We start from the raw sequence: 26261 nt of genomic DNA on the forward strand, positions 1-26261 counted from the left end.
GTATGCTCTTTATTGTTTGTCGAATGTCTTAATGAACGCAGCTAATTCGTCATCTGACATCTCATTTGGGTCTATTGCTGGTTTACCCGCTATGGTGTGTTGCTCTTCTGCCCAGTCGCCTAAATCAATCATTTGACAACGTTTACTACAGAAAGGACGAAATTCAGAGCGGCTAGACCACTCAACTTTTTGTGAACAGGTAGGACAAGAAACATTCATTTACTTACATGCTGCCATGCTAAAAGTGACTTCTGAACCGGACGCAATACTTTGCCCCGCTTCCATTTCCATAAAACGCAGCGCATAGCGATACTTATTCCCACTTAAGGTTGGGTATACAGTTGCTTTGGGCGGCATTTTTATTCGAATCAATACATTTTTATCGTCTGCATTACCTTGGTAAAACCCAGTTTTTGCTACTACATCTACAAATTGACTGCGCTGGCGTAAAAGGCCCAACAGCATGCTAATGGCGTCGCTGACTAATATCACAGAGCTTAACCAAGTATTTATATCCTTACTTCGCGCTTCGTCAGATTTCCCCAACCAAAAATGAAGTTGAGGCAAATCAAAACTACAGGTCGCGCCAGGTATGGCAAAACGCTGGCGAATGGATTGCAAAAAGCCATCGGACTTTAGTTCACTACCGGGTTTACCCGCTGTTTTTAATCCGTCTCGACATTGAATAACGGCTTTAAGGGTTGTAGAAAGCGCAGTGTTGTCGATATTCGGATGTTGTGACCAAATCACCAAGTTGCGTTCTTGGGCATCAAGGTCTTTAATGACATCACCGCGAATATCAATTCGCTCTAATAAGTCGAGAAGGGTAAACAAGTGCTCAAAAAACTGAATGTGAAGACGAGAAGACGACGATGAACTTGTCAGTGTAATGTTTGCCATTAAGTCTTCAATACGCAAATAATTGCGCATTTTTTCATTTAATGGAAATTCGTACACTGGCATAGTTATGTCTATCTAATTGATTTATGACAAGCTTACCGCTAACCGCGGTTTTCACCAAGTGTTTTAGTATTGCTAAGGGTCTAAATTAACGTGTGACGAGTGTATAAGTTAACCTGAAACAGAAGCCGCCATTTTTATATACAAATGGTGAAGCTCTATTACCTGCTTTTCGAGCGCCTGCAATGTACTTTCATTGGTAATAACGTCGTTGGCAATGGCCCGTCGCTGTTCTCGAGTAGCTTGTGCCTCTATAATGTGTTGAATACCTTCTTCAGTGGCATTATCTCTTGCCATAGCTCTGTGCATTTGTGTTGCTACTGCACAATCAACCACAAGCACCCGATGAAACAATTCGCTCATTTTATTTTCAGTTAATAAAGGCACATCAACAATACAATAAGATGATTTAGCCTTGTTCATTTGCGAGAGCATTTCGCTGCGAATTAGCGGGTGCAAGGTTTGGTTTAACCATTGTTTTTTGCTGGGGTCTGAAAATACACATTGGCGCAAATGATTGCGGTTGAGGTTGCCATCACTTAATAGTGCCTCTTTGCCAAAGGTATGAACAATGTCGTTGAGTACAGGTTGACCGGCAGCTACTACATCTCGGGCAATTTGGTCTGCGTCTACTAGAGTTATTCCATTATTTACAAACAGTTTCGACACAGTGGATTTTCCACTGCCTATCCCGCCTGTTAAACCAATGCTAAAACACGATGACACTCACTACACCCCAAAAACGTAGCTAAAATACAAGTCGGTAATGGGCTGCGCATACATTAAGGTAAGCCAACCTGCTGCCGCAAGGTAAGGGCCATAGGGAATTTGTAAATTTTTGTCTTTGTTTTGGGTCACTATGATGGTAATACCTACCACTGCGCCAACCAAAGACGATAGTAATATGATAATGGGTAGCCCTTGCCAACCAGTAAAGGCGCCTAAGGCGGCGAGTAGTTTAAAATCGCCATAGCCCATGCCTTCTTTACCTGTAATCAATTTAAACAGCCAATAAATCGACCATAGGCTTAAATAACCAAAAATCGCGCCTAAAATCGCGTCGCTAGGTGAAATAAATAGTCCATTATCACCGGCTAAACTCAGTGCTAAACCAAACCATAGCAGAGGTAAGGTAAGCTGGTCGGGTAAATACATGGTATCTAAATCAATACCGCTCATAGCAATTAAAAACCAGGTTACCAGTACCGCGGCTAACGCGGCGTATCCTGGGCCAAAAAAGTAGGCAACCCACAAACTAAGTAAAGCCGTGGTTAATTCGACTAAAGGATAACGAACAGATATCGGGCTTTTACATTGACTGCATTTGCCTTTTAAAAACAGGTAACTGACAACAGGAATATTTTCCCAAGCCCGAATAGCATGTTTGCAATGAGGGCAGGTGCTATCGGGCTTGGCTAAATTAAAGGTGTCTTGTGGCGCAGCTACATTTTTTGCATTAGCTGCTTCATTTTCATCTGCATTAAAATAGGCATTACATTCATATTTAAAGCTGCGTTCCATCATAATAGGCAAGCGGTAAATAACCACGTTTAAAAAACTGCCTACCATTAAACTCACTACAATAATAACGGAATAAAAAAACCAAGGAACTGAAAAAAATGTGTCGAAAAACACATCAAATGATGTCATGAAAAAATAACCTTATTTTAAACTACATTACCTAATTGGAATATAGGTAAGTACATAGCAACGATGAGGCCGCCAATTACTACACCTAATACGGCCATGATCATGGGCTCAAGTAAACTAGTTAAGCCATCTACCATGTCATCTACTTGAGCTTCATAGATGCTGGCTACTTTACTGAGCATATCATCTACAGAGCCTGACTCTTCCCCTATGGCTACCATTTGGCTCACCATATCAGGGAATACATCAGTAGTACGCATAGCAGAATTCATAGGCATACCACTAGACACCTCAGAGCGAACAAACATAATGGCATCTCGATACACTGCGTTACCAGACGCTCCTGCAGCCGATTCAAGGCCCTGAATTAAAGGAACGCCAGAGGCAAAAGTAGTAGACAGGGTTCTAGCATAACGGGCAATAGCGCCCTTTTGTAGTATTTCACCAATAACAGGTATTTTTAATATTTTAACATCCAGTGAGTCTCGTAATTTTCGTGATTTTTTGTAAGCGCGACCAAACAGATAACCTCCAACAATTAATGCTACGGCAAAATACAAACCATAAGCCTGCAAGAATCGTGAAATGCCAATCACAAGCTGTGTGAAAGCAGGTAATTCAGCGCCGAAACCGGCGAAAATTTCTTCAAACTGAGGGACTACGAAAACTAATAATATAGTGGTTACAATAAAAGCGACGACTAGTACGCCAATGGGATAAAACATGGCTTTTTTGATTTTCGACTTTAGCGCTTCAGATTTTTCTTTGTAGGTTGCAATGCGGTCATATATTATTTCTAACGAGCCTGCTTGTTCACCAGTTTTCACCAAGTCACAGTACAAGTCATCGAAGTAATTAGGGTGTTTTCTCAAGGCGACGGATAACATACCTCCTGCTTTTACTTCACTTGCTATTTCCAGTATCAACACTCGCATTGTTTCGTTAGCCATACCAGAAGCAATCATTTCAAGTGACTGAAGGAGACTAACACCGGCCCCAAGCATGGTTGCCATTTGACGGGTAAAAATAGAAATATCGGCTGATTTGATTTTTTTGGGGCGATTAAATAGGGATTTTTGCTGTTTTCTTACACTTTTCGCTGATACACCTTGTCGGCGTAGTAAGTTTTTGGCTTCTATCGCACTTGCAGCAACTATCTTGCCTTTCCGGGATTTTCCTGAACGGTCAGAACCCACCCAGTTAAATGTATAATTTGATTTCGCCATAATATCTCTATATTAAAAATGCCCACTAAAATGTGGGCACTTGTTTTAATATTGCAAATTTCTATTAACTTTTCTTAACAAAGTTGACCATCGCTACATAAATCATCCCAACTAGTTATAGCTCCACCATTTATTTGAGGTGTTAGTCTAAATGTATCACCGTCAACAGGAGAGTTTGTTCTACCTGTTGTTGTAATAACGCCATCAAGAGTTGTAAGGCCTACCAAATCGTCAGTAGCATTTACGTCACTAGGAATACCTTCGACACCACCGTCACATGCTGTAATATCATTAGTTACTTGAAAGCATACTTCTACTGCAGTTTTTGCTGCAGAAGAGGCATTAACCACTTCAGAGAATGTCGCTTTATTGGTATAAGTCTGATAAGCAGGCAAAGCTACTGCAGCCAAAATACCAATAATCGCAACAACAATCATCAATTCGATTAGGGTAAAACCTTTTTGGTTTTGGTTGGTTTTTACTTTTGACATAGTCATAAACATCTCTCCAGGTGCACCGTTAAGTTGTGCGTATATAAGTTCACATTAGGTTGTTGAAAAATACCTTGTAGCAGTGCTTATGCACGCCTCGGCATGTATCAAGTATTAGAAACAAATAACCATCTGACAAGTATTTATATTAATACCTTTGTTTAAATACACTTAATAAATCGAAAATGAGTATTAGCGTATGCAATTTACTTTAGTTGTGTTTTTGCAAAAATGGCAAATATAAAACGAATAAATTTACGATTTAGTTATATTTAAACGCATTGATAAATCAATGGCTTGTACTGTTTTTGTGAGTGCGCCAGATGAAATATAATCAACACCTGTGTTACACAGCTCTGTTAGCCTGTGATGAGTAATATTGCCAGACACTTCCAGTTTACAACGGCCGTTTACAAAGGCTACTGCGCTTTTGACCTGTTCTGTGGAAAAATTGTCCAGCATAATAATGTCTGCGCCTGCTAATGTGGCTTCTTCAAGCTCGGTAAAGGTTTCTACTTCTACTTCAAGGGGTTTGTTGGGCGCTAGTATTTTTGCTTGGTTAACGGCAGCTGTAATACCACCACAAGCGGCAATGTGGTTTTCTTTAATTAAAAACGCGTCATATACACCCACTCTGTGGTTAATGCCTCCACCACAGGCAACCGCGTATTTTTGCGCTAATCGAAAACCCGGTATGGTTTTGCGGGTGTCTAGTAACCGAGTTTGGCTGTGTTTTATGTATTGTACGTAATTATAGGTTGTGGTGGCTGTAGCACTTAAAAACTGTACAAAGTTTAATACTGTGCGCTCTGCAGTTAATAATGCTCTGGCATTACCTATGAGTGTGAACAATACTGCGTTAGCCGACACTCGTTGGCCGTCTTTAACATGGGCAGTAATTTTAATTGTGCTGTCGACTTGTTGACAAGTTGCATACACCCAATCTAGCCCACACATCACCATGTCTTCGCGGGTAATAATGGTGGCTTTGGCAGTTTGCTGTGCTGGTATTAGCGAAGCAGTAATGTCGTCATGGTTATTTACGCGCCCACCTAAATCTTCTCGCAGCGCGTCTCTAACGTGTTTTTGGATGTCGCTATGAGTGGGTTTGTGTTGTATTGCTGCCATGACTGCGCCTTGCCTTATTAATGAAGAATGAATTAAAACGTGCGCAGAATAAGCCAGTCTTGCTTTTGAGTAAACTCTAACTGGCTCAGTACACTCATTCCAAGCAGTATTTTGTCGTCTTGCATTCCTGGATTAATAGACGCTGAAACCTGATTCAGTTGAATGTCGCCTAATTGAAGGGTATTTATGGTGGTAAATGCAATTTCTACATCGCCATTGGCCGTACTTGATATGCCATAGCCTTGGGGGCTAACGCTGAGTTTATTGGCAAGGTGCGCAGGAATGGAAACATTGGTCGCACCTGTGTCTACCAAGAAAGTGACTGTTTCGCCGTTTATCTTGCCTTTTGCAACATAGTGTCCTTGCCTGTTTCTTTTTAAACGCACTTCGACTTGCTGCCCTGATACACTGGATTGTACGTATTGATTGGGGTTGGTTTGTTTTTCAAGCAAACCTGAAAACGCCCACACACACAAGCCTAATGCACTTATCCATGCGCACAGCGCCATCCATTTTGCGGCTGGTTGTGGACGAGTGTTTGAGGTAGTATCGGCATTCGAATTGGGGTCGTCTTCATAAGACATAACAATGTTCCTAAGGTTAACGTGTGGCAATCGCGAAGCGCATAAAAACAAAAAGCCTGTGGCGAACGAATATAATAAAACATGAGCAATACAACAAGTACACAAATACCAATAGAGTGGATACCGTCGTCCCATTTTGACGAACGTCCAGATGAAAACGATGTGTCTTTATTGGTGATCCATAATATCTCACTCCCTCCGGGACAATTTGGTAGTGGTGATATTGTGCGTTTTTTTCAAGGTGATTTAGATTCCCGTGTTCACCCTTTTTATAAAGAAATTGAAGGGGTGCGCGTGTCGGCTCATTGTTTAATCGAACGCACAGGCAAGGTTTTGCAATTTGTGCAGTTTAAACACCGCGCATGGCATGCCGGAAAATCAAGCTTTCAAGGACGTAATTGCTGTAACGATTTTTCTATTGGCATTGAAATGGAAGGCACTGATGACCATATATTTACCGACGCGCAATATGCGTCTTTAATTAACATCACAAAACAGATTATGAAAGACTATCCGGCTGTTACGTTAGGGCGCATAGTAGGTCACAGCGATATAGCGCCGGGGCGAAAGACCGACCCAGGTCGTCATTTTGATTGGTGCCGTTTTAGAACTGGGTTGGTTGAAAAGTAGACAGTAAGTCTGCGAATGCGTATTGTGACAATGTTGAACAAAAGTTTGGAGTTTTATGACTATTCTTGCACTACTGAGTGCGCTAGCGTTAGAGCGTGTAACAGTAAAATTAAACCACTTTCAAGGCGAGCGATACGCAGAGCGTTATTATTCTTGGCTAAATGCAAAAGAATGGTTGTCTAATGATAGCGGCAGTGTGTATTGGTTATTAGTAGCACTCATTCCCGCTTTTACTACATCGTTAATCTTGAACCTCTTACCGGGTAACCTTATTGCTTTCGTGGTTGAAATCGTTGTTTTATTTGTTTGTTTAGGTAGCCAAACGCTGCGAAACACTTATAAGTGTTTTATACAGTCGGCCAGTCGAGGGGATTTGGACGGGTGTTATTTACATAGTCAGGCTATGGGTCATTGTGACACTCAACCGGATCAAGCACCTTCGTTTGGTTTGCGCCTAGTGTGGTTAAACTACCAATACTATGGCGGTGTGGTGATAGCCTTTGTTCTATTCGGTGCACCCGGAGCGGTTTTTTACACTTTAGTGCGAGAAGGTTTTGAGTTTTGCTGTAAAGATAACGATTTTTCGGTAAAGGCAATCAGAACAGTAAGGCATTGGGTTGATTGGGTACCTGTGCGTATTTGTTCTTTGGGTATGTTGTTAGTGGGTAATTTTGCCAATGGCATTACAGTGTGGACAAGCACCTTATTTTCTTTTGCCGAAAGTGCGGTGTCGGTTATTACAAGAGTTTCTGCTGCATCTGAAATATTGCCCACTAAAGAAGACGCTGAATCTGATCCATTACTAGAGCCCGGCATTTTAGTAAAACTTGCGAAACGAAATATGACGTTTATTCTTGTTGTTGTATCTTTATTAACCGTTTTTGGTGTTTTGTAGTCATCGTACCAATTTGTCTCGGTTTATTCTCTATCCCGCTAAATTAGCGGGATTTAAAATTTTATGTACATTTAACGTTAAGAAAATCACATTCAAATTTGAGCGTGTTAACAAAATCTTTTAAACTAGTTAAAAGGTAAATTGGTAATACCATTTGTTGGAAGGCAATGATGTCATCAACAAATATAAAGAAGGGCTTCTATTTTTATGCGTCAAGAACGTCAACGTTTATCTGATGTGATTACTGACAAACTAGAAGCAATGATCTTGGATGGGTCATTTATTGCTGGCTGTAAATTACCGTCCGAACGTGAGCTTGCTTTGCGTTTTGATGTGTCTAGGCCTTCTTTAAGGGAAGCAATGGGTAATCTTCAGGCAAAGGGATTAGTCGAGCGCAAACAAGGTGGTGGGACTTTCGTTAGTAAGCAATTAAATGCTGCAATGACCGACCCGCTGATGGCGCTAGTGACGAGTAAACCTGAAGCACAATTTGACCTTTTGGAATTTAGACATGCGTTAGAAGGCATGGCTGCCTATTATGCGGCTCTGCGAGGGCAACCAGACGATTACCGTAGGTTGTCAGTCGCATTAGATACATTGAACGAACCTTGTAAAGCAGCAAGCACGAGGCAACAAGCCGAAGCGCTAGGCGAGTTTTACATGACCATGGCGAAAGCAGCGCACAATGCAGTATTGCTTCATGTGATGCGTACCATGCGAGCCATGTTAGTAGATAACATTGAACGGAACTTGAATCTACTAAGTGAGTCTGTTGATGTGGGAGCAACACTTTCCACACAACGAAAAGAGATTGTTGATGCCATAGTAACAGGGAATCCTGATACGGCTCGACAGGCTAGTAATAGTCACTTGGCGTTTATTGAAGAAACGCTGTTACAAATTAATCAACGCGACACCCGTGTACAACGAGCGTTGCGGCGTATAGAGACGACTAAAATAGGACAGTAATATGAGTGAAAAGATGCACCACGATGTGGATCCGCAAGAAACACAGGAATGGCTTGACTCGCTTGAATCAGTGCTTGAAACCGAAGGTGTTGAGCGCGCACACTTTTTATTAGAATCGCTGATCGAAAAAGCCCGCCGTAATGGTGCTCACCTTCCTTACGACGCAACAACTGCGTACATTAATACTATTCCTGTAGGCCAAGAGCCAACAATGCCTGGCGACCAAACGCTAGAAAGGAAAATCAGAAATGTGATCCGTTGGAACGCATTAATGATTGTATTACGCGCGTCTAAGAAAGATTTAGAGCTTGGTGGTCACATTGGTTCATTTGCTTCTTCAGCAATGTTATACGATGTGGGTTTCAACCACTTCTTTAAAGCGCCAACTGCTGAAAGCGGCGGCGATTTTATTTTTTCTCAAGGCCATATTTCTCCAGGTATTTATGCCCGTTCTTTCGTTGAAGGAAACTTAACTGAAGAGCAGTTGAATAATTTCCGTCAAGAGTGTGATGGCGAAGGTCTATCTTCTTATCCTCACCCTCACTTGATGAAAGATTACTGGCAGTTCCCTACGGTTTCTATGGGCTTAGGTCCATTGCAGGCAATATACACTGCGCGTTTCTTAAAGTATTTAACAGACCGTGGTATTAAAGATTGTTCAGGTCAACGTGTTTACTGTTACCTAGGTGACGGTGAAACAGATGAGCCAGAATCATTAGGTGCTATTGGTTTAGCGTCTCGTGAAGGTTTAGATAACTTAACATTCGTTATTAACTGTAACCTACAACGTCTTGATGGCCCGGTACGTGGTAACGGCAAAATCATTCAAGAGCTTGAAGGTACATTCCGCGGCGCAGGCTGGGAAGTGGTTAAAGTTATTTGGGGCTCATACTGGGATGCATTAATTGCCCGTGATACGTCAGGTAAACTTTTACAGCTAATGAGCGAAACAGTAGACGGTGAATACCAAAACTGTAAAGCGAAAGGCGGCAAGTACACTCGTGAAAACTTCTTTAACAAGTACCCTGAAACAGCGGCACTTGTTGCAAATATGTCTGACGAAGACATCTACCGCTTAAACCGCGGTGGTCACGATCCAGTTAAAGTATTCGCGGCATATCAAAAAGCCATGGACACTAAAGGTCGTCCAACGGTTATCCTCGCGAAAACAGTAAAAGGTTTCGGTTTAGGTTCATCTGGCGAAGCGTTAAACATTGCGCACAACGTTAAGAAAATGGACGTTGATTCAATTAAAGAATTCCGCGATCGTTTTGATATTCCTGTTGCCGATGCGGATATTGCTGACTTACCTTACTTCAAGTTTGCTGAAGACAGCGAAGAGTACAAGTACATGAAAGCTCGTCGCGAAGCCTTAGGTGGTAACTTACCTCAACGTCGTGAGCAAGCTGAAGAGCAATTAGAAGTTCCAGAGCTAAAAGCATTTGATGCAATTCTTAAAGGTTCTGGTGACCGTGAAGTGTCATCAACTATGACATTTGTTCGCGTACTAAACGCCGTACTTAAAGACAAGAAAATTGGTAAGCGTGTAGTGCCTATCATTCCTGATGAAGCACGTACTTTTGGTATGGAAGGCTTATTCCGCCAAGTGGGTATTTACGCAAATGAAGGACAAAAATACGTTCCTCAAGATGCTGACCAAGTTGCTTACTATCGCGAAGACAAAAAAGGCCAAGTATTACAAGAAGGGATTAACGAATTAGGTGCAATGGCATCTTGGGTTGCTTCTGGTACGTCTTACTCTACGTGTAACGCAACAACAATTCCTTTCTACATTTACTACTCAATGTTTGGTTTCCAACGTGTTGGTGACTTAGCATGGGCAGCGGGCGATAGCCAAGCACGTGGTTTCTTATTAGGTGCTACTGCAGGTCGTACAACGCTAAATGGTGAAGGTTTACAACACCAAGATGGTCATTCACATGTTCAAGCGAATTTAATTCCTAACTGTGTGACTTACGACCCAACTTACGGTTACGAAGTGGCTGTTATCGTTCAAGACGGTTTACGTCGCATGTACGGTGAGAACGAAAACGTTTTCTACTACATGACTTTAATGAACGAAAACTACCAGCACCCAGCTATGCCTGAAGGTGATGATGTTGCTGCGGATATTATCAAGGGTATTTATAAACTTGAGCGTGTTGAAGCGAAAAAAGCGACAGCTAACGTTCAGTTAATGGGCTCGGGTACGATTTTAAATGAAGTACGTAAAGCTGCTCAAATCTTGAGTGAAGATTACAACGTTTCTTCTGATGTTTACTCTGTAACCTCGTTCAACGAGCTAGCACGTGAAGGTCAAGAAGTCACACGTTGGAATATGCTTAACCCAGAAGCTGCACCAAAAGTAGCGCATATCGGTTCTGTGATCACCAAAGACGCAGGTCCAGCTATTGCGGCTACCGATTACATTAAAGGCTATTCAGATCAAGTTCGCGCATTCATCGATACAGATTATCGTTGTTTAGGTACTGACGGTTTTGGCCGCAGTGATAGCCGTGCTAACTTGCGTACACATTTCGAAGTGAATGCGGCTTACGTAGTCGTTGCGTCTTTGTATGAATTAGCTAACCGTGGTGAAGTTGAACGTAAAGTTGTTACTGAAGCGATTAAACGCTTTAACATCGATACGAACAAACTTAACCCACTTTACGCTTAAGTTGCGGCTAGATAAGGAATCTTAATAGATGTCTGATATTCAAAAAGTTCTAGTGCCAGATGTTGGCGGCGAAGAAGTTGAAGTTATTGAACTGTGTGTTGCAGTTGGTGAAGAAGTTGAAGCCGAAGCGTCTTTGGTTACTGTTGAAAGCGACAAAGCCAGTATGGACATTCCTGCACCTTTCGCAGGTACAGTGTCTGAACTGAAGGTTGTTGTTGGTGACAAAATTAAAGAAGGCGATTTACTTGCAATGTTGGCTGCTGCGGGTGCTTCATCACCGGCAGAAGCGCCTGTTGCAGACGCGCCTCAAACTGAAGCGCCAGCCGTTGCTGCTCCGGCTCCAGCTGCAAGTGCATCTACTGTTGAAGTAACTGTACCTGATATTGGCGATTCAGCTGAAGTTGACGTCATTGAACTTCTGGTTGCGGTAGGTGATACCGTAGAAGCAGAAGACGGTTTGATTACCCTAGAAACTGACAAAGCCACTATGGATGTACCTGCTCCACAAGGCGGTAAAGTAGTGAGCCTAGCAGTTAAAGAAGGCGACAAAGTGAGCGAGGGAAGTCTAGTACTTACTCTTGAAGTCGCCGGTAGTGCTGAGTCAGCACCAGTTGCTGCTGAAGCGTCTGCACCCGCAGCGGCTCCAGCGCCAGCTCCGGCCGAAGCGCCTGTAGCAGCCGCACCGGCCCCAGCTCCTGCTGTTGAAGAAGAAATAGATGTTACCGTGCCAGATATTGGCGGTGATGAGAACGTAGACGTTATCGAAATTCTTGTTGCTGAAGGCGATACTATCGGTGCTGAAGACGGCCTAATTACACTTGAAACTGATAAGGCAACCATGGATGTACCTTCACCGAAAAAAGGTGTTGTGACAAAAATGCTTATCAAGCAAGGTGACAAGGTATCTCAAGGCGATGTGGTGTGTAAATTGAAGGTAATGGGTAGTGCACCTACGGCGGCTCCCGCTGCAGCAGCCGCTCCTGTTGCCGCTGCACCAAGTGCTCCAGCAGCACCAGCTGCAGCGAAACCTGCGCCAGTGACTTCTGCACCAACAAAACAGTCGGGTAAAGCTCATGCGTCTCCGTCTGTTCGCCGTATTGCTCGTGAGTTTGGCGTAGATTTAGGCCTTGTTTCTGCTACTGGCCCTAAAGGCCGCGTACTTAAAGAAGACATTCAAAACTTTGTTAAGCAAGAATTAGCGAAGCCAAAATCAAGTGCACCAGCGGGTGGCGGTTCTGGTTTACAAGTGCTTGCTCAGCCTAAGGTTGATTTCAGTAAATTTGGTGAAGTGGAAGAGATTCCATTAACACGCATTCAAAAACTAAGTGGGCCAAACCTACATAGAAACTGGGTAACAATTCCACACGTTACGCAATTTGAAGAAGCGGATATTACTGATTTAGAGTCGTTCAGAAAAGATCAAAATGCCATTGCCGCTAAGCGCAAAACTGGGCTTAAAATTACCCCACTTGTGTTTATGATGAAAGCAGTGGCTGATGCACTGAAAACATACCCTGTGTTTAATAGTTCTTTATCTGAGTCAGGTGAAAGCCTTATTCAAAAGAAATACATTCACATTGGTATTGCTGTTGAAACACCAGGTGGCCTAGTGGTTCCTGTTGTGCGTGATGTTGACAAAAAAGGCATTAAAGAACTTTCTCAAGAATTAACTGACATCAGCGTTAAAGCCCGTGATGGCAAGTTAAAAGCTGGCGATATGCAAGGCAGCTGCTTTACTATATCAAGCCTAGGCGGTATTGGTGGAACTGCGTTTACGCCAATCGTTAATGCGCCAGATGTTGCTATTTTAGGTGTATCTAAGAGTGAAATGAAGCCGAAATGGAATGGTAAAGAATTTGAGCCTAGACTAATGTTACCGCTTTCACTTTCTTACGATCACAGAGTTATCGATGGAGCGTTAGCAGCGCGTTTTGCTGTTCACTTGTCGACAGTACTTGGCGATTTAAGACACATAATCATGTAATACACAGGGTTGCCTGTGCCGTGGCAAAGGTTTCTTTGCCACCTAAGTTACTTTTTACAGAACAAATTTTGAGGTCACGATGAGCGAAATAAAGACACAATTAGTAGTGCTAGGCGGCGGTCCTGGTGGTTATAGCGCAGCGTTTCGCGCGGCGGATTTGGGTATTGACACAGTGGTTGTTGATTCTCGTGGCAAATTAGGTGGTGTATGTTTGAATGTGGGTTGTATCCCATCTAAAGCACTACTTCACGTTGCTAAAGTCATTAAAGAAGCGAAGCACATGGACCACCATGGTGTGAGCTTTGGCGAACCTAAAATTGATTTAGACAAAATTCGCGCCTACAAAGACGATTCAATTAACCAGCTTACCAATGGTCTTGGTGGCATGGCGAAAATGCGTAAAGTTAAGCACGTTGTGGGTTACGGTAAATTTACTGGTCCTAACACGGTTGAAGTTGAAGGCCCTGAAGGCAAAACTACGATTACTTTCGACAATGCAATTATTGCAGCGGGCTCAGAGCCAGTTAGCTTGCCGTTCATCCCAGAAGATGATCGCGTAATTGATTCAACAGGCGCACTTGAACTTAAAGATGTACCTGAAAAAATGTTGGTACTTGGTGGCGGTATTATCGGTCTAGAAATGGGTACGGTATACGACGCACTAGGTTCAAAAATCGACGTTGTTGAATTCTTAGATCAGCTAGTTCCTGCAGCGGATAAAGACATTGTTAAAGTTTACAGCAAAACAGTAAAAGACCGTTTCAACATTATGCTTGAAACTAAAGTCACTGCAGTTGAAGCTAAAGATGACGGTTTGTATGTGTCATTTGAAGGTAAACAAGCGCCTGCGGAAGCGGTACGTTATGACAAAGTATTGGTTGCTGTTGGTCGTACACCAAACGGTAAATTGATTGGTGCTGAAACTGCAGGTGTTGCGGTAAGCGATCGCGGTTTCATTGACGTTGATAAGCAAATGCGTACAAACGTTCCTCATATCTATGCAATTGGTGATTTGGTTGGCCAACCTATGCTTGCGCATAAAGCGGTTCACGAAGCACACGTTGCGGCTGAAGTTATTGCCGGACAAAAGCATTTCTTTGATCCTCGTTGTATTCCAAGTGTTGCTTACACAGAGCCTGAAATGGCATGGGTAGGTTTAACTGAGAAAGAAGCGAAAGAACAGGGCATTAACTACGAAGCGGCTGTTTTCCCTTGGTCTGCTTCTGGTAGAGCAATCGCATCTGCTGCAACTGATGGTATGACTAAGATGATCTTTGAAAAAGATACCGGTCGCGTTATTGGTGGTGCACTAGTGGGTACTAATGCCGGTGAAATGCTAGGTGAGATTGGTTTAGCTGTTGAAATGGGCGCTGATGCAGAAGATGTTGCATTGACTATTCACGCTCACCCAACATTGAATGAATCAATTGGTCTGGCCTCGGAAATCTTTGAAGGTAGTATTACCGATTTACCGAATAAGAAAGCCAAGAAAAAATAAAGTCTAAAAAGGCAACTTCGGTTGCCTTTTTTCATTGTAAAAACATTGTTAATACCGTAGGCTATAATGTCGAATGTACCTTCTCAAATAGAGTTGTTTTCGGTTTCCAGTCCGTGTGTTGATATATGCGAAAGTGGACCAAAAGGCCTTTGTCTTGGCTGTTTTCGGACACGGGACGAAAGGCTGTATTGGCATCAAGCTGATGATGCAACTAAACGAGTTATTGTTAAAGCGTGCTTTCGACGTAAACGTTCCGCTCTTGCGAGGCAAATAAAAAAAGACAAACTGTCAAACGTGAACGATACTGACAGTCAAAAGCAACAAGATTTATTTTGAAATAAGGCCATTAGATGAAAATTAGCGATGTGGTATCTGCCGCAACTAATACATTTTCATTACCTCAAGTGTGTACCAAACTTCGAGAAGTTTTGGATGATCCCCGTTCTGAGTTTTCTGATTTAGCAAAAGTAATAGCAACCGATCCTATTTTAAGTGCTAAATTGTTACGTCTAGCCAATAGCGCGTTTTTCCGATTTTCTCAGCAGGTTGAAACAGTACAAAAAGCGGTTTCTATTATGGGCGGTGAAGCCGTGTATGATTTAGCTATAGCTGAAGCAATGAGTTGCGCAAAAAAGCAATTTGAATCAAACCTGTTAGATACTGATCAATTATGGTTAGATAGTTTGTTTAGAGGTGTTTTAGCAAAAGAGATTGCTAAGTCTAAGCGAGTAAGAGGCGCTGAGCGTTTTTTTGTTCTGGGTATAATGAGCCGATTAAGTGAAATGGTGATCGCTGCGCATTTTGAGAGTAGCTATGAACGCTATATTAACCAGAAAAAGCTATCTTTACCTTGGCATGCGCAACGGGCTGAATTGGGCTTTACATTCGCCAATGCAAATGGCGCAATTTGTGAAGTATGGGGGTTACCTCCAAAAATATGTCGGCCAATTGGTACAGTTTTTTCTGTGCAGAATAAAAAGCTAGACAACGATGCTAAAACATTACAATTAGCAATAAAAATGACATTTCATTACTATAAAGATCCTCGATTTGTGGATGTTTCTTCCTTGGAGCCCGAAATTTCACTTTGGCAAAAAGGCGAAGATGAAATGAAAGATGTCATTGAATCGAGTTACAACGAAGCTAAAATGCTACAGAGTTTTTTTTAATACCATTATTGCGTTTATTACCATGAATCAATTTTTATCGTTAATTTTGACTTTTTTGCTCCTTTTGGGGTGGGCAACCAATGTCGATGCCAAGCGCAAAAATATTGGCTCCCTTTATGCAGCAGATTTTCCTACACATAGAAATGCTGATAGTGAACCTGACTTTTCTCTTGAAGGCGAAATTGGGATAATTTCTGCATCGGGAAATAGTGATACGACGTCGCTAAGCGGTAATCTAGTTGCTGATCATGAAATGCTTAATTGGAGCAACCGATATACTATTGAATCTAATTACACTCGCACTCGTTCTGACTCTCAAGAACGTTCAGTTACAAGTGCACAACGGTTTAACCTTAGTTTAGAAGCTGATTATAAACTCCTTGACCCCGATAAACGGGTTTTCTTATTCGCCGATTACGAAGACAATCGTTTTGACGGCTTTGATAAGCAAGGTTCTGTCGCGGCTGGGTGGGCAAGAATAAAGTTACAATCCGAAAGTACCAGCTTTAGATACAGTATTGGACCGGGTTATAACTATGCCAAACCCATTGATGAAGAAGATGAAGACACATCAGGCGTAATAATTAGAGGTACGGCTGAATTTATATACCAGTGGTCCTCAGGAGCACGGCTACGTCAATTGCTAACTACCGCAGCAGGTAAGGTATTGACTCAATCTCGTTCAGAGACATCATTGTCGACTAAAGTCATTGACGACTTATCTATGCAGCTGTCTTTTATCGTTGCACATAACTCCTCTCCGGGAACCGATATCGCAGCGGTTGATACGAGAACCTCGGTTTCTCTAGTTTATCAGTTCTTTTAGTTGACTAAACAAAAGGCCGCGATAACATACCGCGCTATAATGAATGCACACTTTTAATACTTTGTTAGGACACACATAATGTTTAAAAAATTACTACTTAGCACTGCTGTTGTATTGGCAATGCCAGCATTGGCACAAGAAGCACCAGAAGACAAAGGTTTTACACTCGATGGTGAGTTTGGACTTAACTTAACTACGGGTAACACCGAAACTACTTCACTTAATGGCGGTTTAACTGCTAAGCATAAGCTTAAAAAGTGGGAAAATGATTACATCTTTGAAGCCTTATATCGCGAAGATACCACTGAAGATGATAACGGTGTTGAAGAAACAGATGTTTCCGCTCAGCGTTTTTATGCATCAGGCCAAGCTAATTATAAGTTAGCTAATCCAAATAATCGTATCTTTGGTTTTTTAAGCTATGAAGATAACCGTCTAGGCGCATTTGATTATCAAGGTACTGCTGCTCTGGGTTGGAGCCAAAAAGTATGGGAAAATGAGAAAAGTTCATTGGAATACAGCATTGGTCCTGGTTATACATTTCAGCGCGAGCAAGAAACTGATGAGCTAACCCCTGTTGAAACTAATAAGTTCTTTGTTGTTCGTGGTTCTGCTGCGTACAATTGGTTTATTTCTGATACAGCTAAGTTCACTCAAACCTTATCTACAGAAGCGGGATCTGAAAACACAAGTACTCGCTCTGAAACGGCGTTATCTGCGCAAATTAGTGGCGGATTATCATTAAAAGTCGCGTTTCGTGTTGATCATAACTCAGATGTTGCTGGTGATTTAGAAAATACCGATACAGAAACAGCTATTACACTGGTGTACTCTTTCTTCTAAACCGAGTGTGAGTTAGTTGGATAAATACAAAAAACGCCCTTAGTGAAGTGTTCCTATAAAGTTGGACTGATTTCTAAGTGGCTACCAAGGCCTGCTTTCGATATTGTACCGGACTCAGGCCTTTTAGTTTCAGCTCAATACGTTCGTCATTATAGTAATGTATAGTGGTACTCTTTGTCTGAACGAGCGATAGGTTTTTATTTTTCTTTCGCTTCGCCATTGCTGCAGTTAGTCGACCATTAGTCCGCTAAACCCAAATATGATGAGTCAGTGTCAAAAAGAAAAAAATAGCCGGCGGATATAGAATTAATTTCCACCCTTCATATTTGGATTTGTCGTTTTGAAAATCTTTAAAACGTTTAAAGCCATGTAAGAGATTTATTGGTAATAAGGACACTGTTAATATTATCCAAAACTCAAAGTGACCAGTTCCAAAGGAAATAGCAGCTCCAGCTAATAGAGCGACAATACTCACTGTTATCAATTTCATTTATCATCCTAAAAGCCCACTTTTATAAGTGAGCAAAATTAGAGTTACTGAGTTTTTTTCAACATTTTAAAAACGACTCTAGTCGTCACTTTGAAAAAAGCCAGCCGTAATTCCACCGCCAAATGAAATCCGTGGAAGTAAATATCGAGCGACTGAGGAACCTACGGGGCCACCCACAGCTCCTGATAAAGCGCCAGTTCCCACAGCGGCTCCGAAACCCCCTAGGCTGAAACTACCAGAAGTGGCAGCACTACCCAAATATCCAACACCACCAACTAAGGCACCAAAACCAGCTCCTGCTGGCCCAAACCCACCATTGACTTCACGCAATTGGCTAAAACTTATTTCTTCCATACTGTTTTTCCTTGTATTAATTGAAATCTACGATTCAAGTTAACTAGAGCTTTGTAAACGCATAGTTTATTCAAGCAATGAGCTTGTTAAACCAATACTGGATATCATTACTCAGTTATATCAAACTTGAGAAACCTAAGTTACTGTCATTATCCGTAATATAAAACTAGGCCGAAGTAGCGTTTTCGTTGGTAAAAACGTTACCCTAGTATGTGTATCCTTTATGAATTTGAACGAACTTCGTATGACCAGAAGCGAAGTGTAGTTTCCGTGGTATTGTCATTAATGTCTATATTTTGAGCACTAAATTAGTTAAAAACCCGCTTGCTTCATAGCTAGTCGTGCTGCTTACACTTATTGATTTCAGTACTTCAAGACAGTTTAAAATATTGTCGCTTAGTTATAGTGTTTGATTGTCAGAACTACTCTGGCCTTAAAAATTAATGTAAAGGAAATACTTATGAAAGAACTAAATATTAATGAAATCAAAGCGGTAAATGGTGCAATCAGTAATAATGCAGCTTGGGGTGCTAGTATAGGAGCAGCAGTAGCTTTTGTAGGGTTTGCTGTAGCTGTATCAAACCCAATTGGTGCTGGCATTTTCGCTGCTGCATCGATTGTTTCTAGTAGCACTTCTTTTTTTTATGCTGACGCATTTTAGCGTCTAGGTTTAATGCGCTGTTGTTTTAAACAGCGCATAATGTGCTAATAAAGGATGATATATGTTTACACTAAAAAATACTTCTAAATCAAAACGTTCGCTTGGTATTGCAATAGCTAGCGTGGGTATAACCTTTATTTTTGCAAGTAGCTTTGGAGGCTTAACAGTTTTGGGAGCTATACTTCTAACCGTATTGATATTTGCTGCAGTCTATGCTTTTTCATATTTCATTCAAGATTAAGATATATGTTATTTCTTGGCTGAGCTGTGCAGCCTTGCCCTTCAGTAGTATATAAGGTTAATTCCACTTATACTCACAACTCAGTTCACTCAAACACTACCTCGATAGTCATCAGTAAATTGCACTGGAAACTTGGAGCCTTTGGTTCAACATTGAGACATAAATGACGCAACAACACCTTCTAAAAATTTGCCAAACAATTTTGATTTTGATCACGCTGGTCGCCACGAAAAACAGCTATGCCGATACTCATGGTGGTTTGAAACTCAACTTCGAGCTGACATTCGGAACTGACAATGTTACGTCGCGAATAGGTTTATTAGCATTTGGCGCAGCAGCAAAAAGTAACTTGGGCGCTGAATTTGGTGCAGGAGTTTGGGCACAGGCACATGCGCGACGTTTCGGTGCAGGAACGACGGGATGGTCCTTTGGCTATGATAGGTTTGGTCTTGTCGGTATAGGAGATAATTCAAATCTCCTTGGTTCTGCACTCAGTGAGTCTGTGACAGCGCCTCTTTTTAGCGAGAATTCAGACAAAGCCTTTGTGGGCGTTGGTTATGGCATTATCAATGAAAATATCTCTGGTTCATTAAGCAAGTTTGGCCTGCAACGAGGTAAGCTTATTGTAAGGGCTGCAAACAAAAACAGCTCTATTCATATTACCTTTGCCAATGACTTGCGTGAAAGCTTTATGAAAGGTGGGGCTACAGACTATGGCCAAACCGGGGCTCTAGCCATTCAGTACAATCAAGTTAGAAACAATAGCCTGACACAGGTAGGGTTTGGTTTAGATTTTTTCACACCGCAGCCAGATTTTAATAGAGAACCTAGTAATCCAACAAATTCTGATGAAGGCCGGAAGCGAGTTTGGTATACAACCAAACCTTGGGACAAGCTATTCCATGCTAATTTGTTTTTCGAATTTGCTCGTCAAGATGAAGACCGAGCAATATCTGGAAAAATAGGTACTAACAGCCAAAAACTTGGCGCCTATGCTCAAAACAGGATCCACGATGGATTCGGCCTTGTACCGCGATACCCATGGGCTATTGACCAAAAAAACAAACTCTTATTTGAAGTTACTGCCAGTAGGAGGGGGCATTAGGATGCGATTATTTTCCTACTTATCAATGCTTGTTTTTGCATTCTTGCTTTTTGGCTGTGAAACCTCTCGCACTTATTATGGTGAAACCGCAACAGCCATTGATTCAAGTGAGGCGCACCGGAGATTAGACTTAAGCTTTCAATCATCAAAAGAGTTACCAGAAAACCTGACATCGCTCACAGAGCTGAGAAGCCTAAATATCAGTGGCAATAGAGATCTCGATATCTCAAACGCAATTACCGCAGCCTGTCAGTTACCGAATTTACATGTACTTATCCTTAATGATCTTGACTTAACGTCATTACCAAAAACAATCGAGAACTGCCGCTCTTTGACGCAACTTTCTTTAGTTCGTAACCCAAACCTCGATTTTGAAAAAACGTTTAATCAATTGTCATCGTTAACGCTTGAGTTCATAGATCTTTCGCACAACGGTTTAGATGATCTTCCAGACAGCTTAGGGGGATTGAAAACATTGCAGGATCTGCGACTTAGCCATAACCATATTGCACAGGGTGATGCTTATAAAGTGATTGCAAAATTACCACGGTTATTTTCTCTATGGTTGGATAACAATCAGCTTACTCAAGTGCCCGATGAAATTGGCCTTATCAAAACCGTAGCTTATTTGTATCTAGATAACAACTACCTGACAAAACTGCCAAAAAGTGTGAAGTTTATGCACTGGTTGTCCGCTATTTGGCTAGGGCACAACTGTTTTACGCAAGTCCCAATCACTTTGGCTGATAGAGGCATTCCCATGGTTTTTTTGAATAATAATCGCATAAGCGACATCGGTGACCGACTCAGAATGGGTCGCTTTTTCATTAAAGGTATTGTACTCGATTACAATTATCTGGACGATACACAAAGAAAAGAGTCAGCCAAATTATTCAATAACACCTTTATCTACTCTGATGATAATCAGTTTGAGAAGTCAGCTTTAACTCAATGTGGTGTTTTGGCATATAAAAACCCCCAGTAATTGGAATGTCCAACTAGTGGGGGGAGTTCATATAAAGGATGCGTTTATCGTTAAAGATAAACGATTTTTAATGAAGTTTACGTGTCTTGATAGTGCCATCAATTTTTAGTAATTCTTCTAGTGCTTCCGTACCGTGTTCTGCTTCTACATCAATAACCACATAACCAACGTCGCCGTTAGTTTGCAGGTATTGTGCGGCAATATTAATATTCTTTTCAGCAAAGGCATTGTTAATTTGGGTTAACACACCAGGGCGGTTTTGGTGAATGTGCAGTAAGCGCGAACAACCTGTATGACTAGGTAATGACACTTCAGGGAAGTTAACTGCTGACAGCGTAGAACCATTATCGCTGTATTTCGCTAATTTACCGGCTACTTCAATACCAATGTTTTCTTGGGCTTCTTGGGTACTACCGCCAACATGAGGCGTTAGAATAACGTTATCAAAGCGGCATAGCGGCGATTCAAAGGCTTCGTCGTTGCTCTTAGGCTCTGTTGGGAAAACGTCGATTGCAGCGCCATTTAAGTGGCCAGAATCCAAAGCATTCACAAGAGCATCGATATCGATAACCGTACCACGAGCGGCATTAATTAGAATGCTTCCCGGTTTCATCGCAGCAAGCTCAGCTTTTCCAATCATGTTTTGTGTTTGTACTGTTTCTGGTACATGTAAAGACACAACATCAGAGGTGTTGAGTAGGGTTTCAAGCTGCTTTATTTGTGTGGCATTTCCCAATACTAGTTTGTCTTCAATATCAAAGAATTGAACTTTCATACCTAAGTGTTCAGCAAGAATACTCAGTTGAGTACCAATATGACCATAGCCAATAATACCAAGGGTTTTTCCTCGGGCTTCGTATGAACCTACAGCACTTTTTAGCCATTCGCCTCTATGGGCTTTGGCGTTGCGTAGAGGAATACCTCGTAACAGCACAATAAGCTGGCCTAATACCAATTCTGCAACAGAGCGAGTATTTGAGAATGGCGCATTAAATACTGGAATACCACGGGCTTGGGTTGCATTTAAATCAACTTGGTTTGTGCCAATACAAAAGCACCCAACAGCGACTAATTTAGGCGCAGCATCAATAACTGATTGGGTTAATTGTGTTCGGGAGCGGATCCCAATAAAGTGCACGTCTTTAATTTTTTCTTTTAGCTCGTGCTCTGGTAACGAGGTTTTGAGGTACTCGATATTAGTATAACCACTTGCTTTTAGCGTATTTACGGCACTTTCGTGAAGGCCTTCCAAAAGAAGAATTCGGATTTTGTCTTTCGGTAAAGAAACTTTGGTCATGTTCAAACTCGCTTAAGTTAAAGAGCCATCTGGACGTCTATACGTGTAATTTATCAGGAAAATGAGATTTAACAAAGTAAAACCTCATTTTATCTAAGGATAATTACAAAGTGATAATACCTTGGGCAGATGCAACTAACACAGCATCAGCGCCGCGAAGTGCAAATAAGCCGTTGGTCACAACGCCTGGGATGTGATTAATCTGTTGTTCTAGCGCTTTTGGGTCAAGAATATTCATATTGTGTATATCAATGATCACATTGCCATTATCGGTAATAACACCTGCTCTGTATTCTGGGTCGCCACCAAGCTTGACCAATTCACGAGCAACATAAGAACGCGCCATAGGTACAACTTCAATCGGCAGAGGAAACGCACCAAGTACTGAAACTTGTTTGCTGTCATCAATGATACAAATAAATTGTTTGGCAACAGCGGCAATTATTTTTTCTCTCGTTAACGCCGCACCTCCGCCTTTTATCATGTGTTTGTGGTCGTTTATCTCGTCAGCACCATCAACATAGATAGAGAGTTCATCCACATCATTTAAATCTACAACTTCGATACCGATATCAGTCAGTCGACGGGCTGACTCTTCAGATGCCGCTACCGCCGCTTTTATGTTTTTTGCATTTGGTGCCAAAGCGTCGATAAAACAATTGACAGTGCTACCAGAACCAATACCAATGACGGTATCGTTTTCTACATAAGCGAGCGCGGCATTTGCAACAGCCTGTTTCTTTTCTAATTGGTTCATGAAGTCTTCTTAACGTTAAATTAGGTAGTCGGGTGTAATAATGTTGTCGAGTGGGATATCCCAAGACTCGCAAGGTAATCTTTGATCACAATATTGGTTGGTATGCGCTATGCCAACAAGCTTAGGACGATGCTTCCTTTTCCATGTTAATGCTAGGCTTTTATCGTAAAAGCCGCCGCCCATACCTAACCTATTTTTATTGTCATCGAAAGCCACTAAAGGCATGAGTATTATATCTATGTTGTGAAAAGGTACCAGCGAATGACAATTTAATTTAGGCTCTTCAATACCAAATTTGTTGTAATGCATAATGGTAGAACTTTGGTAACGTTGGAAAAAAATGCAGCCTTTTGTAAAAGGGTGGATCACAGGAAGCGCAAGGTGCATTTCATTTTCCCAACCCCAATGAATAAAAGGGGTTAGGCTGGGTTCTCCGTCATTTGCTAGGTAAGCTGCAATAACCTTGGGTTGAGAGCTTAAGCTCGAGCAGTATTGCTGTATTTTGGAGTTGAGTAAACGGGAGGCGTTATTTTGCTCTAATTCGCTGAGAGTTTGTCGGTTTGTTCTAAATTGTTTGCGAAGTTCGGGTTTATTTAACGTCACAGCATGGCTTAATTAGTCAGGTAATGATTTTTTACTATAAACAATTTTTTTCTTTAGATGAGCTAGCTAATACATCTCAACCTATCAGCGCCTTAATGCGGTTAACGTCGTCAAACGATTTAGGCGCTGAAAGCGTTAATTATCTTGCATAGGTATCGATAAATAACTCTGTAAGTTTAGGATGATCTACTTGGGTTGCAACTTTTACTTTTCTTGCGTTTAACCAATCAGGACTTGCGGTGCTGCCTTCGGGGGCTAAAGCGGTTTGTCCTTTATTTAAAGGATCAGTCGCAACACGCATGTGGCCTTCGGTAAAGCCAAATAGTGATGGGTCAATTAAATGCGCAATAGGAAACGCGTCATGGAAAAAGCACACTCGATCTTCACGACCTTGAGAGTAAAAATCCATATAGAATTGTGCAGCTTTTTGCACAAAACCACCTAATACTGGGTTTTTCTCTTCGAGTACATCCACAAATGTTGGCGGGAATGAAATATCGTAAGTGACATCCAAACCGAACATGTGAACATCCCAATCAGCAGAAAATACAATATCTGCAGCATGGGCATCGTTCCAAATATTGGCTTCGGCTACTGGCGTTACATTGCCCGGCACAAATGCAGCACCACCCATAATGCTTACACCTTTAATGAGTTTAGGTAATTCAGGCTCTAACCGAAGAGCAAGGGCTAAATTACCTAATGGGCCAACGGCAACAAGGGTAATTTCTCCTGGATGTGCTCTTGCCATATCAACAATAAACTGAGCAGAAGAGCGTGGGTCTAATGCTCTTTTTGAAGCTTCTGGGTAAGTATTACCAAAACCATCGTCACCGTGTACAAAATGGGCATATTCAGATTCAGGACCAACCCAAGGGCGGGCTACGCCTTTGGTCACAGGAACATGGTGCTGTTCAGCGAGATCACATAAAATTAGCGCGTTTTTTGCCGCCATATCAGCAGGCACATTGCCAAAAACAGTGGTGAGTCCAAGTACTTCAATGTCTTTCGATTGAAAGGCGAAGAAAATGGCCATTGCATCATCAATGCCCGGATCCGTGTCTAGTATAATTTTATGAGCCATGTGTGTTATCTCTTTTGTAAAAAGTATTCTACGTCTTGTTGCGTAGGAATTGATTGAGCAGCACCGCTTTGGGTAACTGAAATAGCTGAGGCTGCGCAAGCGTTAACTAGCGCTTTTTCACTTGCTGTGCTGTTGATATAGCTGGCAAGGAAAAAGCCAATAAAGGTGTCGCCAGCCGCTGTGGTGTCGGTGGCATTAACTCTAAAAGCATCGACACGAGTTGTGTTGCCGCCATTTAACATACAAACGCCTTTTTTACCTAAGGTAATAATGACATCTTGGGCGCTGTGCTTTTGATTAAAGTAGTCAATGATATCGCTTAGCTCGGATTCGCCGGTAAGCATTTGCGCTTCTACTTCGTTCACAATAAGTAAATCAATTTGATCAAAAGGTAAGTCTTTCACCGATTCTGTCATTGGTGCAGGGTTAAACGCAACGCTTAGGCCTTTTTGTTTCGCTGTAGTTATGATTTCAGCAAGGGCATTGGTTTCATTTTGCAATAAGACCCAATCTTGTTCAGATGAAGTGCTAAGGGCATCGTTGATCAGCGTGTCAGTGATTTGCTGATTCGCACCGCCAAAAAGTACAATGGCATTTTCAGCATCGGGGGTGACTTGAATAATGGCATGACCAGAAGGAATATCACCTTCTAATAGGAATTGGCACTGTACACCATATTCAATCAATTGCTGTTTAAATTGGGTATCGTGTTTGTTTATACAACCCACATGATGCACAGTTGCACCGGCTTTTGCTAAGGCGACAGATTGATTCGCCCCTTTACCACCAAGCAGTTGTGAGTATGCACTTGATGATAGTGTTTCGCCGGGCTGCACAAAGTGCTCTACGCTGTAAACGTGATCAATATTGACAGAGCCGAAGTTATATATGGCCATGTTAATTCCAAAATAAGGGTGTTTCCCAAGGTACCGCCGTTCATTTTCGCCCGTGAACCGAAATGTTCAGGGCGGAAACCTCTTTTTCACCGTAGGCTTCTCAGTACAAGCTGAGCTTGCGCAATAGCAAAACGTCAGTTTCCTAGGTTTAAAGCATCGGCCAGGGACATGAATGAACTAGCAAACACCTCAGGAAACGCAAACTTTTCATTAAAGGCAGCACAGATTATAGGAAACTAGCCGTGACGTGAAGTTATT

At 41.8% G+C, this 26261-nt stretch carries 29 protein-coding genes, 1 other RNA gene and 1 pseudogene; 14 read left to right on the forward strand and 17 right to left on the reverse strand.

Features of this window, described 5'->3' with window-relative positions; all coding sequences use genetic code 11:
- Positions 1 to 9 precede the first annotated feature (9 nt).
- The 8 genes from yacG to J3L16_RS12195 form a co-directional block, all read right to left on the reverse strand.
- The gene (gene yacG, locus J3L16_RS12160; RefSeq protein ID WP_207613250.1) at positions 10 to 219 is read right to left on the reverse strand and encodes a DNA gyrase inhibitor YacG; all 210 of its coding nucleotides are present in this window, start codon (positions 217 to 219) and stop codon (positions 10 to 12) included.
- Entirely contained in the window at positions 220 to 963 is a 744-nt protein-coding gene (gene zapD / locus J3L16_RS12165; protein WP_242698813.1) for a cell division protein ZapD, read from the reverse strand.
- A 108-nt stretch (positions 964 to 1071) separates the two neighbouring features.
- A complete protein-coding gene (gene coaE / locus J3L16_RS12170) occupies positions 1072 to 1686 on the reverse strand; it encodes a dephospho-CoA kinase (RefSeq protein ID WP_207613251.1) in 615 nt (204 codons plus the stop codon).
- A 3-nt stretch (positions 1687 to 1689) separates the two neighbouring features.
- On the reverse strand, positions 1690 to 2610 hold the full coding sequence (locus J3L16_RS12175) for an A24 family peptidase (RefSeq protein WP_207613252.1): 921 nt from the start codon (positions 2608 to 2610) through the stop codon (positions 1690 to 1692).
- Positions 2611 to 2627: 17 nt separating this feature from the next.
- Entirely contained in the window at positions 2628 to 3836 is a 1209-nt protein-coding gene (locus J3L16_RS12180) for a type II secretion system F family protein (protein WP_207613253.1), read from the reverse strand.
- A 74-nt stretch (positions 3837 to 3910) separates the two neighbouring features.
- Positions 3911 to 4327 carry a prepilin-type N-terminal cleavage/methylation domain-containing protein gene (locus tag J3L16_RS12185; RefSeq protein WP_207613303.1) on the reverse strand — a complete coding sequence of 139 codons (417 nt, stop codon included), beginning with the start codon at positions 4325 to 4327 and terminating at the stop codon, positions 3911 to 3913.
- A 255-nt stretch (positions 4328 to 4582) separates the two neighbouring features.
- A complete protein-coding gene (gene nadC / locus J3L16_RS12190; protein ID WP_207613254.1) occupies positions 4583 to 5455 on the reverse strand; it encodes a carboxylating nicotinate-nucleotide diphosphorylase in 873 nt (290 codons plus the stop codon).
- A 32-nt stretch (positions 5456 to 5487) separates the two neighbouring features.
- Positions 5488 to 5964 carry a TIGR02281 family clan AA aspartic protease gene (locus J3L16_RS12195; protein ID WP_242698820.1) on the reverse strand — a complete coding sequence of 159 codons (477 nt, stop codon included), beginning with the start codon at positions 5962 to 5964 and terminating at the stop codon, positions 5488 to 5490.
- Positions 5965 to 6120: 156 nt separating this feature from the next.
- Here J3L16_RS12195 and ampD point away from each other — a divergent pair, with 156 nt between their 5' ends.
- From ampD to J3L16_RS12245, 10 genes are all read left to right on the forward strand, one after another.
- Positions 6121 to 6669 (forward strand): 1,6-anhydro-N-acetylmuramyl-L-alanine amidase AmpD, encoded by a 549-nt coding sequence (ampD, locus tag J3L16_RS12200; RefSeq protein WP_207613256.1) that lies wholly within the window; start codon positions 6121 to 6123, stop codon positions 6667 to 6669.
- Between the two features lie 55 nt (positions 6670 to 6724).
- Entirely contained in the window at positions 6725 to 7564 is an 840-nt protein-coding gene (gene ampE, locus J3L16_RS12205; RefSeq protein WP_207613257.1) for a regulatory signaling modulator protein AmpE, read from the forward strand.
- 207 nt (positions 7565 to 7771) lie between these two features.
- The gene (locus J3L16_RS12210; RefSeq protein WP_207613258.1) at positions 7772 to 8533 is read left to right on the forward strand and encodes a GntR family transcriptional regulator; all 762 of its coding nucleotides are present in this window, start codon (positions 7772 to 7774) and stop codon (positions 8531 to 8533) included.
- A gap of 1 nt (position 8534) precedes the next feature.
- Positions 8535 to 11210, forward strand: a complete 2676-nt coding sequence (aceE, locus tag J3L16_RS12215; protein ID WP_207613259.1) for a pyruvate dehydrogenase (acetyl-transferring), homodimeric type — start codon at positions 8535 to 8537, stop codon at positions 11208 to 11210.
- A 28-nt stretch (positions 11211 to 11238) separates the two neighbouring features.
- Entirely contained in the window at positions 11239 to 13194 is a 1956-nt protein-coding gene (gene aceF / locus J3L16_RS12220; RefSeq protein ID WP_207613260.1) for a dihydrolipoyllysine-residue acetyltransferase, read from the forward strand.
- A gap of 79 nt (positions 13195 to 13273) precedes the next feature.
- A complete protein-coding gene (lpdA, locus tag J3L16_RS12225) occupies positions 13274 to 14692 on the forward strand; it encodes a dihydrolipoyl dehydrogenase (RefSeq protein WP_207613261.1) in 1419 nt (472 codons plus the stop codon).
- A 66-nt stretch (positions 14693 to 14758) separates the two neighbouring features.
- Positions 14759 to 15028 (forward strand): DUF1289 domain-containing protein, encoded by a 270-nt coding sequence (locus J3L16_RS12230; protein ID WP_207613262.1) that lies wholly within the window; start codon positions 14759 to 14761, stop codon positions 15026 to 15028.
- A 14-nt stretch (positions 15029 to 15042) separates the two neighbouring features.
- Positions 15043 to 15861, forward strand: coding sequence for an HDOD domain-containing protein (locus J3L16_RS12235; protein ID WP_207613263.1), 819 nt, complete (start codon positions 15043 to 15045; stop codon positions 15859 to 15861).
- A 22-nt stretch (positions 15862 to 15883) separates the two neighbouring features.
- Positions 15884 to 16687: a DUF481 domain-containing protein gene (locus tag J3L16_RS12240; RefSeq protein WP_207613264.1), complete on the forward strand. Its 804-nt coding sequence runs from the start codon at positions 15884 to 15886 to the stop codon at positions 16685 to 16687.
- A 78-nt stretch (positions 16688 to 16765) separates the two neighbouring features.
- Positions 16766 to 17530, forward strand: a complete 765-nt coding sequence (locus tag J3L16_RS12245) for a DUF481 domain-containing protein (protein WP_207613265.1) — start codon at positions 16766 to 16768, stop codon at positions 17528 to 17530.
- 73 nt (positions 17531 to 17603) lie between these two features.
- On the opposite strand, the pseudogene J3L16_RS12250 reads toward J3L16_RS12245, so the two are convergent.
- The 3 genes and pseudogenes from J3L16_RS12250 to J3L16_RS12260 form a co-directional block, all read right to left on the reverse strand.
- Positions 17604 to 17693: pseudogene (locus J3L16_RS12250) on the reverse strand (IS3 family transposase); the annotation flags it as partial.
- Between the two features lie 84 nt (positions 17694 to 17777).
- Complete coding sequence (locus tag J3L16_RS12255) at positions 17778 to 18020, reverse strand: hypothetical protein (RefSeq protein WP_207613266.1); 243 nt, start codon at positions 18018 to 18020, stop codon at positions 17778 to 17780.
- Between the two features lie 78 nt (positions 18021 to 18098).
- Positions 18099 to 18374 carry a hypothetical protein gene (locus tag J3L16_RS12260; RefSeq protein ID WP_207613267.1) on the reverse strand — a complete coding sequence of 92 codons (276 nt, stop codon included), beginning with the start codon at positions 18372 to 18374 and terminating at the stop codon, positions 18099 to 18101.
- Between the two features lie 460 nt (positions 18375 to 18834).
- Here J3L16_RS12260 and J3L16_RS12265 point away from each other — a divergent pair, with 460 nt between their 5' ends.
- The 4 genes from J3L16_RS12265 to J3L16_RS12280 all read left to right on the forward strand — a co-directional run bounded on the left by J3L16_RS12265 (position 18835) and on the right by J3L16_RS12280 (position 21366).
- Positions 18835 to 19035, forward strand: a complete 201-nt coding sequence (locus J3L16_RS12265) for a hypothetical protein (RefSeq protein ID WP_207613268.1) — start codon at positions 18835 to 18837, stop codon at positions 19033 to 19035.
- 61 nt (positions 19036 to 19096) lie between these two features.
- Entirely contained in the window at positions 19097 to 19276 is a 180-nt protein-coding gene (locus J3L16_RS12270) for a hypothetical protein (protein ID WP_207613269.1), read from the forward strand.
- A gap of 163 nt (positions 19277 to 19439) precedes the next feature.
- Positions 19440 to 20381, forward strand: a complete 942-nt coding sequence (locus tag J3L16_RS12275; protein WP_207613270.1) for a hypothetical protein — start codon at positions 19440 to 19442, stop codon at positions 20379 to 20381.
- Between the two features lies 1 nt (position 20382).
- On the forward strand, positions 20383 to 21366 hold the full coding sequence (locus J3L16_RS12280; protein ID WP_207613271.1) for a leucine-rich repeat domain-containing protein: 984 nt from the start codon (positions 20383 to 20385) through the stop codon (positions 21364 to 21366).
- A gap of 67 nt (positions 21367 to 21433) precedes the next feature.
- Here the strand turns inward: J3L16_RS12280 and serA are convergent, their stop codons facing one another.
- From serA to ssrS, 6 genes are all read right to left on the reverse strand, one after another.
- Positions 21434 to 22663: a phosphoglycerate dehydrogenase gene (serA, locus tag J3L16_RS12285; protein WP_207613272.1), complete on the reverse strand. Its 1230-nt coding sequence runs from the start codon at positions 22661 to 22663 to the stop codon at positions 21434 to 21436.
- Between the two features lie 103 nt (positions 22664 to 22766).
- Positions 22767 to 23420: a ribose-5-phosphate isomerase RpiA gene (gene rpiA / locus J3L16_RS12290; RefSeq protein ID WP_207613273.1), complete on the reverse strand. Its 654-nt coding sequence runs from the start codon at positions 23418 to 23420 to the stop codon at positions 22767 to 22769.
- Positions 23421 to 23435: 15 nt separating this feature from the next.
- Positions 23436 to 24023 carry a 5-formyltetrahydrofolate cyclo-ligase gene (locus J3L16_RS12295; RefSeq protein ID WP_207613274.1) on the reverse strand — a complete coding sequence of 196 codons (588 nt, stop codon included), beginning with the start codon at positions 24021 to 24023 and terminating at the stop codon, positions 23436 to 23438.
- A gap of 139 nt (positions 24024 to 24162) precedes the next feature.
- A complete protein-coding gene (locus J3L16_RS12300; protein ID WP_207613275.1) occupies positions 24163 to 25107 on the reverse strand; it encodes a nucleoside hydrolase in 945 nt (314 codons plus the stop codon).
- A 5-nt stretch (positions 25108 to 25112) separates the two neighbouring features.
- Complete coding sequence (locus J3L16_RS12305) at positions 25113 to 26003, reverse strand: ribokinase (RefSeq protein ID WP_207613276.1); 891 nt, start codon at positions 26001 to 26003, stop codon at positions 25113 to 25115.
- 18 nt (positions 26004 to 26021) lie between these two features.
- Positions 26022 to 26202, reverse strand: a non-coding RNA gene (gene ssrS, locus J3L16_RS12310) — 6S RNA.
- Positions 26203 to 26261 lie beyond the last annotated feature (59 nt).

The organism is Alteromonas sp. 5E99-2 (genome assembly GCF_017368475.1).
In the GTDB taxonomy this organism is placed as follows: Bacteria; Pseudomonadota; Gammaproteobacteria; order Enterobacterales; family Alteromonadaceae; genus Alteromonas_F.

What these genes read in the sequence shown, in the direction of transcription:
- yacG (WP_207613250.1), bottom strand. Translation starts at nt 219, where the DNA reads ATGAATGTTTCTTGTCCTACCTGTTCACAAAAAGTTGAGTGGTCTAGC.
- zapD (WP_242698813.1), bottom strand. Translation starts at nt 963, where the DNA reads ATGCCAGTGTACGAATTTCCATTAAATGAAAAAATGCGCAATTATTTG.
- J3L16_RS12175 (WP_207613252.1), bottom strand. Translation starts at nt 2,610, where the DNA reads ATGACATCATTTGATGTGTTTTTCGACACATTTTTTTCAGTTCCTTGG.
- J3L16_RS12180 (WP_207613253.1), bottom strand. Translation starts at nt 3,836, where the DNA reads ATGGCGAAATCAAATTATACATTTAACTGGGTGGGTTCTGACCGTTCA.
- J3L16_RS12185 (WP_207613303.1), bottom strand. Translation starts at nt 4,327, where the DNA reads ATGTCAAAAGTAAAAACCAACCAAAACCAAAAAGGTTTTACCCTAATC.
- nadC (WP_207613254.1), bottom strand. Translation starts at nt 5,455, where the DNA reads ATGGCAGCAATACAACACAAACCCACTCATAGCGACATCCAAAAACAC.
- J3L16_RS12195 (WP_242698820.1), bottom strand. Translation starts at nt 5,964, where the DNA reads ATGGCGCTGTGCGCATGGATAAGTGCATTAGGCTTGTGTGTGTGGGCG.
- ampD (WP_207613256.1), top strand. Translation starts at nt 6,121, where the DNA reads ATGAGCAATACAACAAGTACACAAATACCAATAGAGTGGATACCGTCG.
- ampE (WP_207613257.1), top strand. Translation starts at nt 6,725, where the DNA reads ATGACTATTCTTGCACTACTGAGTGCGCTAGCGTTAGAGCGTGTAACA.
- J3L16_RS12210 (WP_207613258.1), top strand. Translation starts at nt 7,772, where the DNA reads ATGCGTCAAGAACGTCAACGTTTATCTGATGTGATTACTGACAAACTA.
- aceE (WP_207613259.1), top strand. Translation starts at nt 8,535, where the DNA reads ATGAGTGAAAAGATGCACCACGATGTGGATCCGCAAGAAACACAGGAA.
- aceF (WP_207613260.1), top strand. Translation starts at nt 11,239, where the DNA reads ATGTCTGATATTCAAAAAGTTCTAGTGCCAGATGTTGGCGGCGAAGAA.
- lpdA (WP_207613261.1), top strand. Translation starts at nt 13,274, where the DNA reads ATGAGCGAAATAAAGACACAATTAGTAGTGCTAGGCGGCGGTCCTGGT.
- J3L16_RS12230 (WP_207613262.1), top strand. Translation starts at nt 14,759, where the DNA reads ATGTCGAATGTACCTTCTCAAATAGAGTTGTTTTCGGTTTCCAGTCCG.
- J3L16_RS12235 (WP_207613263.1), top strand. Translation starts at nt 15,043, where the DNA reads ATGAAAATTAGCGATGTGGTATCTGCCGCAACTAATACATTTTCATTA.
- J3L16_RS12240 (WP_207613264.1), top strand. Translation starts at nt 15,884, where the DNA reads ATGAATCAATTTTTATCGTTAATTTTGACTTTTTTGCTCCTTTTGGGG.
- J3L16_RS12245 (WP_207613265.1), top strand. Translation starts at nt 16,766, where the DNA reads ATGTTTAAAAAATTACTACTTAGCACTGCTGTTGTATTGGCAATGCCA.
- J3L16_RS12255 (WP_207613266.1), bottom strand. Translation starts at nt 18,020, where the DNA reads ATGAAATTGATAACAGTGAGTATTGTCGCTCTATTAGCTGGAGCTGCT.
- J3L16_RS12260 (WP_207613267.1), bottom strand. Translation starts at nt 18,374, where the DNA reads ATGGAAGAAATAAGTTTTAGCCAATTGCGTGAAGTCAATGGTGGGTTT.
- J3L16_RS12265 (WP_207613268.1), top strand. Translation starts at nt 18,835, where the DNA reads ATGAAAGAACTAAATATTAATGAAATCAAAGCGGTAAATGGTGCAATC.
- J3L16_RS12270 (WP_207613269.1), top strand. Translation starts at nt 19,097, where the DNA reads ATGTTTACACTAAAAAATACTTCTAAATCAAAACGTTCGCTTGGTATT.
- J3L16_RS12275 (WP_207613270.1), top strand. Translation starts at nt 19,440, where the DNA reads ATGACGCAACAACACCTTCTAAAAATTTGCCAAACAATTTTGATTTTG.
- J3L16_RS12280 (WP_207613271.1), top strand. Translation starts at nt 20,383, where the DNA reads ATGCGATTATTTTCCTACTTATCAATGCTTGTTTTTGCATTCTTGCTT.
- serA (WP_207613272.1), bottom strand. Translation starts at nt 22,663, where the DNA reads ATGACCAAAGTTTCTTTACCGAAAGACAAAATCCGAATTCTTCTTTTG.
- rpiA (WP_207613273.1), bottom strand. Translation starts at nt 23,420, where the DNA reads ATGAACCAATTAGAAAAGAAACAGGCTGTTGCAAATGCCGCGCTCGCT.
- J3L16_RS12300 (WP_207613275.1), bottom strand. Translation starts at nt 25,107, where the DNA reads ATGGCTCATAAAATTATACTAGACACGGATCCGGGCATTGATGATGCA.
- J3L16_RS12305 (WP_207613276.1), bottom strand. Translation starts at nt 26,003, where the DNA reads ATGGCCATATATAACTTCGGCTCTGTCAATATTGATCACGTTTACAGC.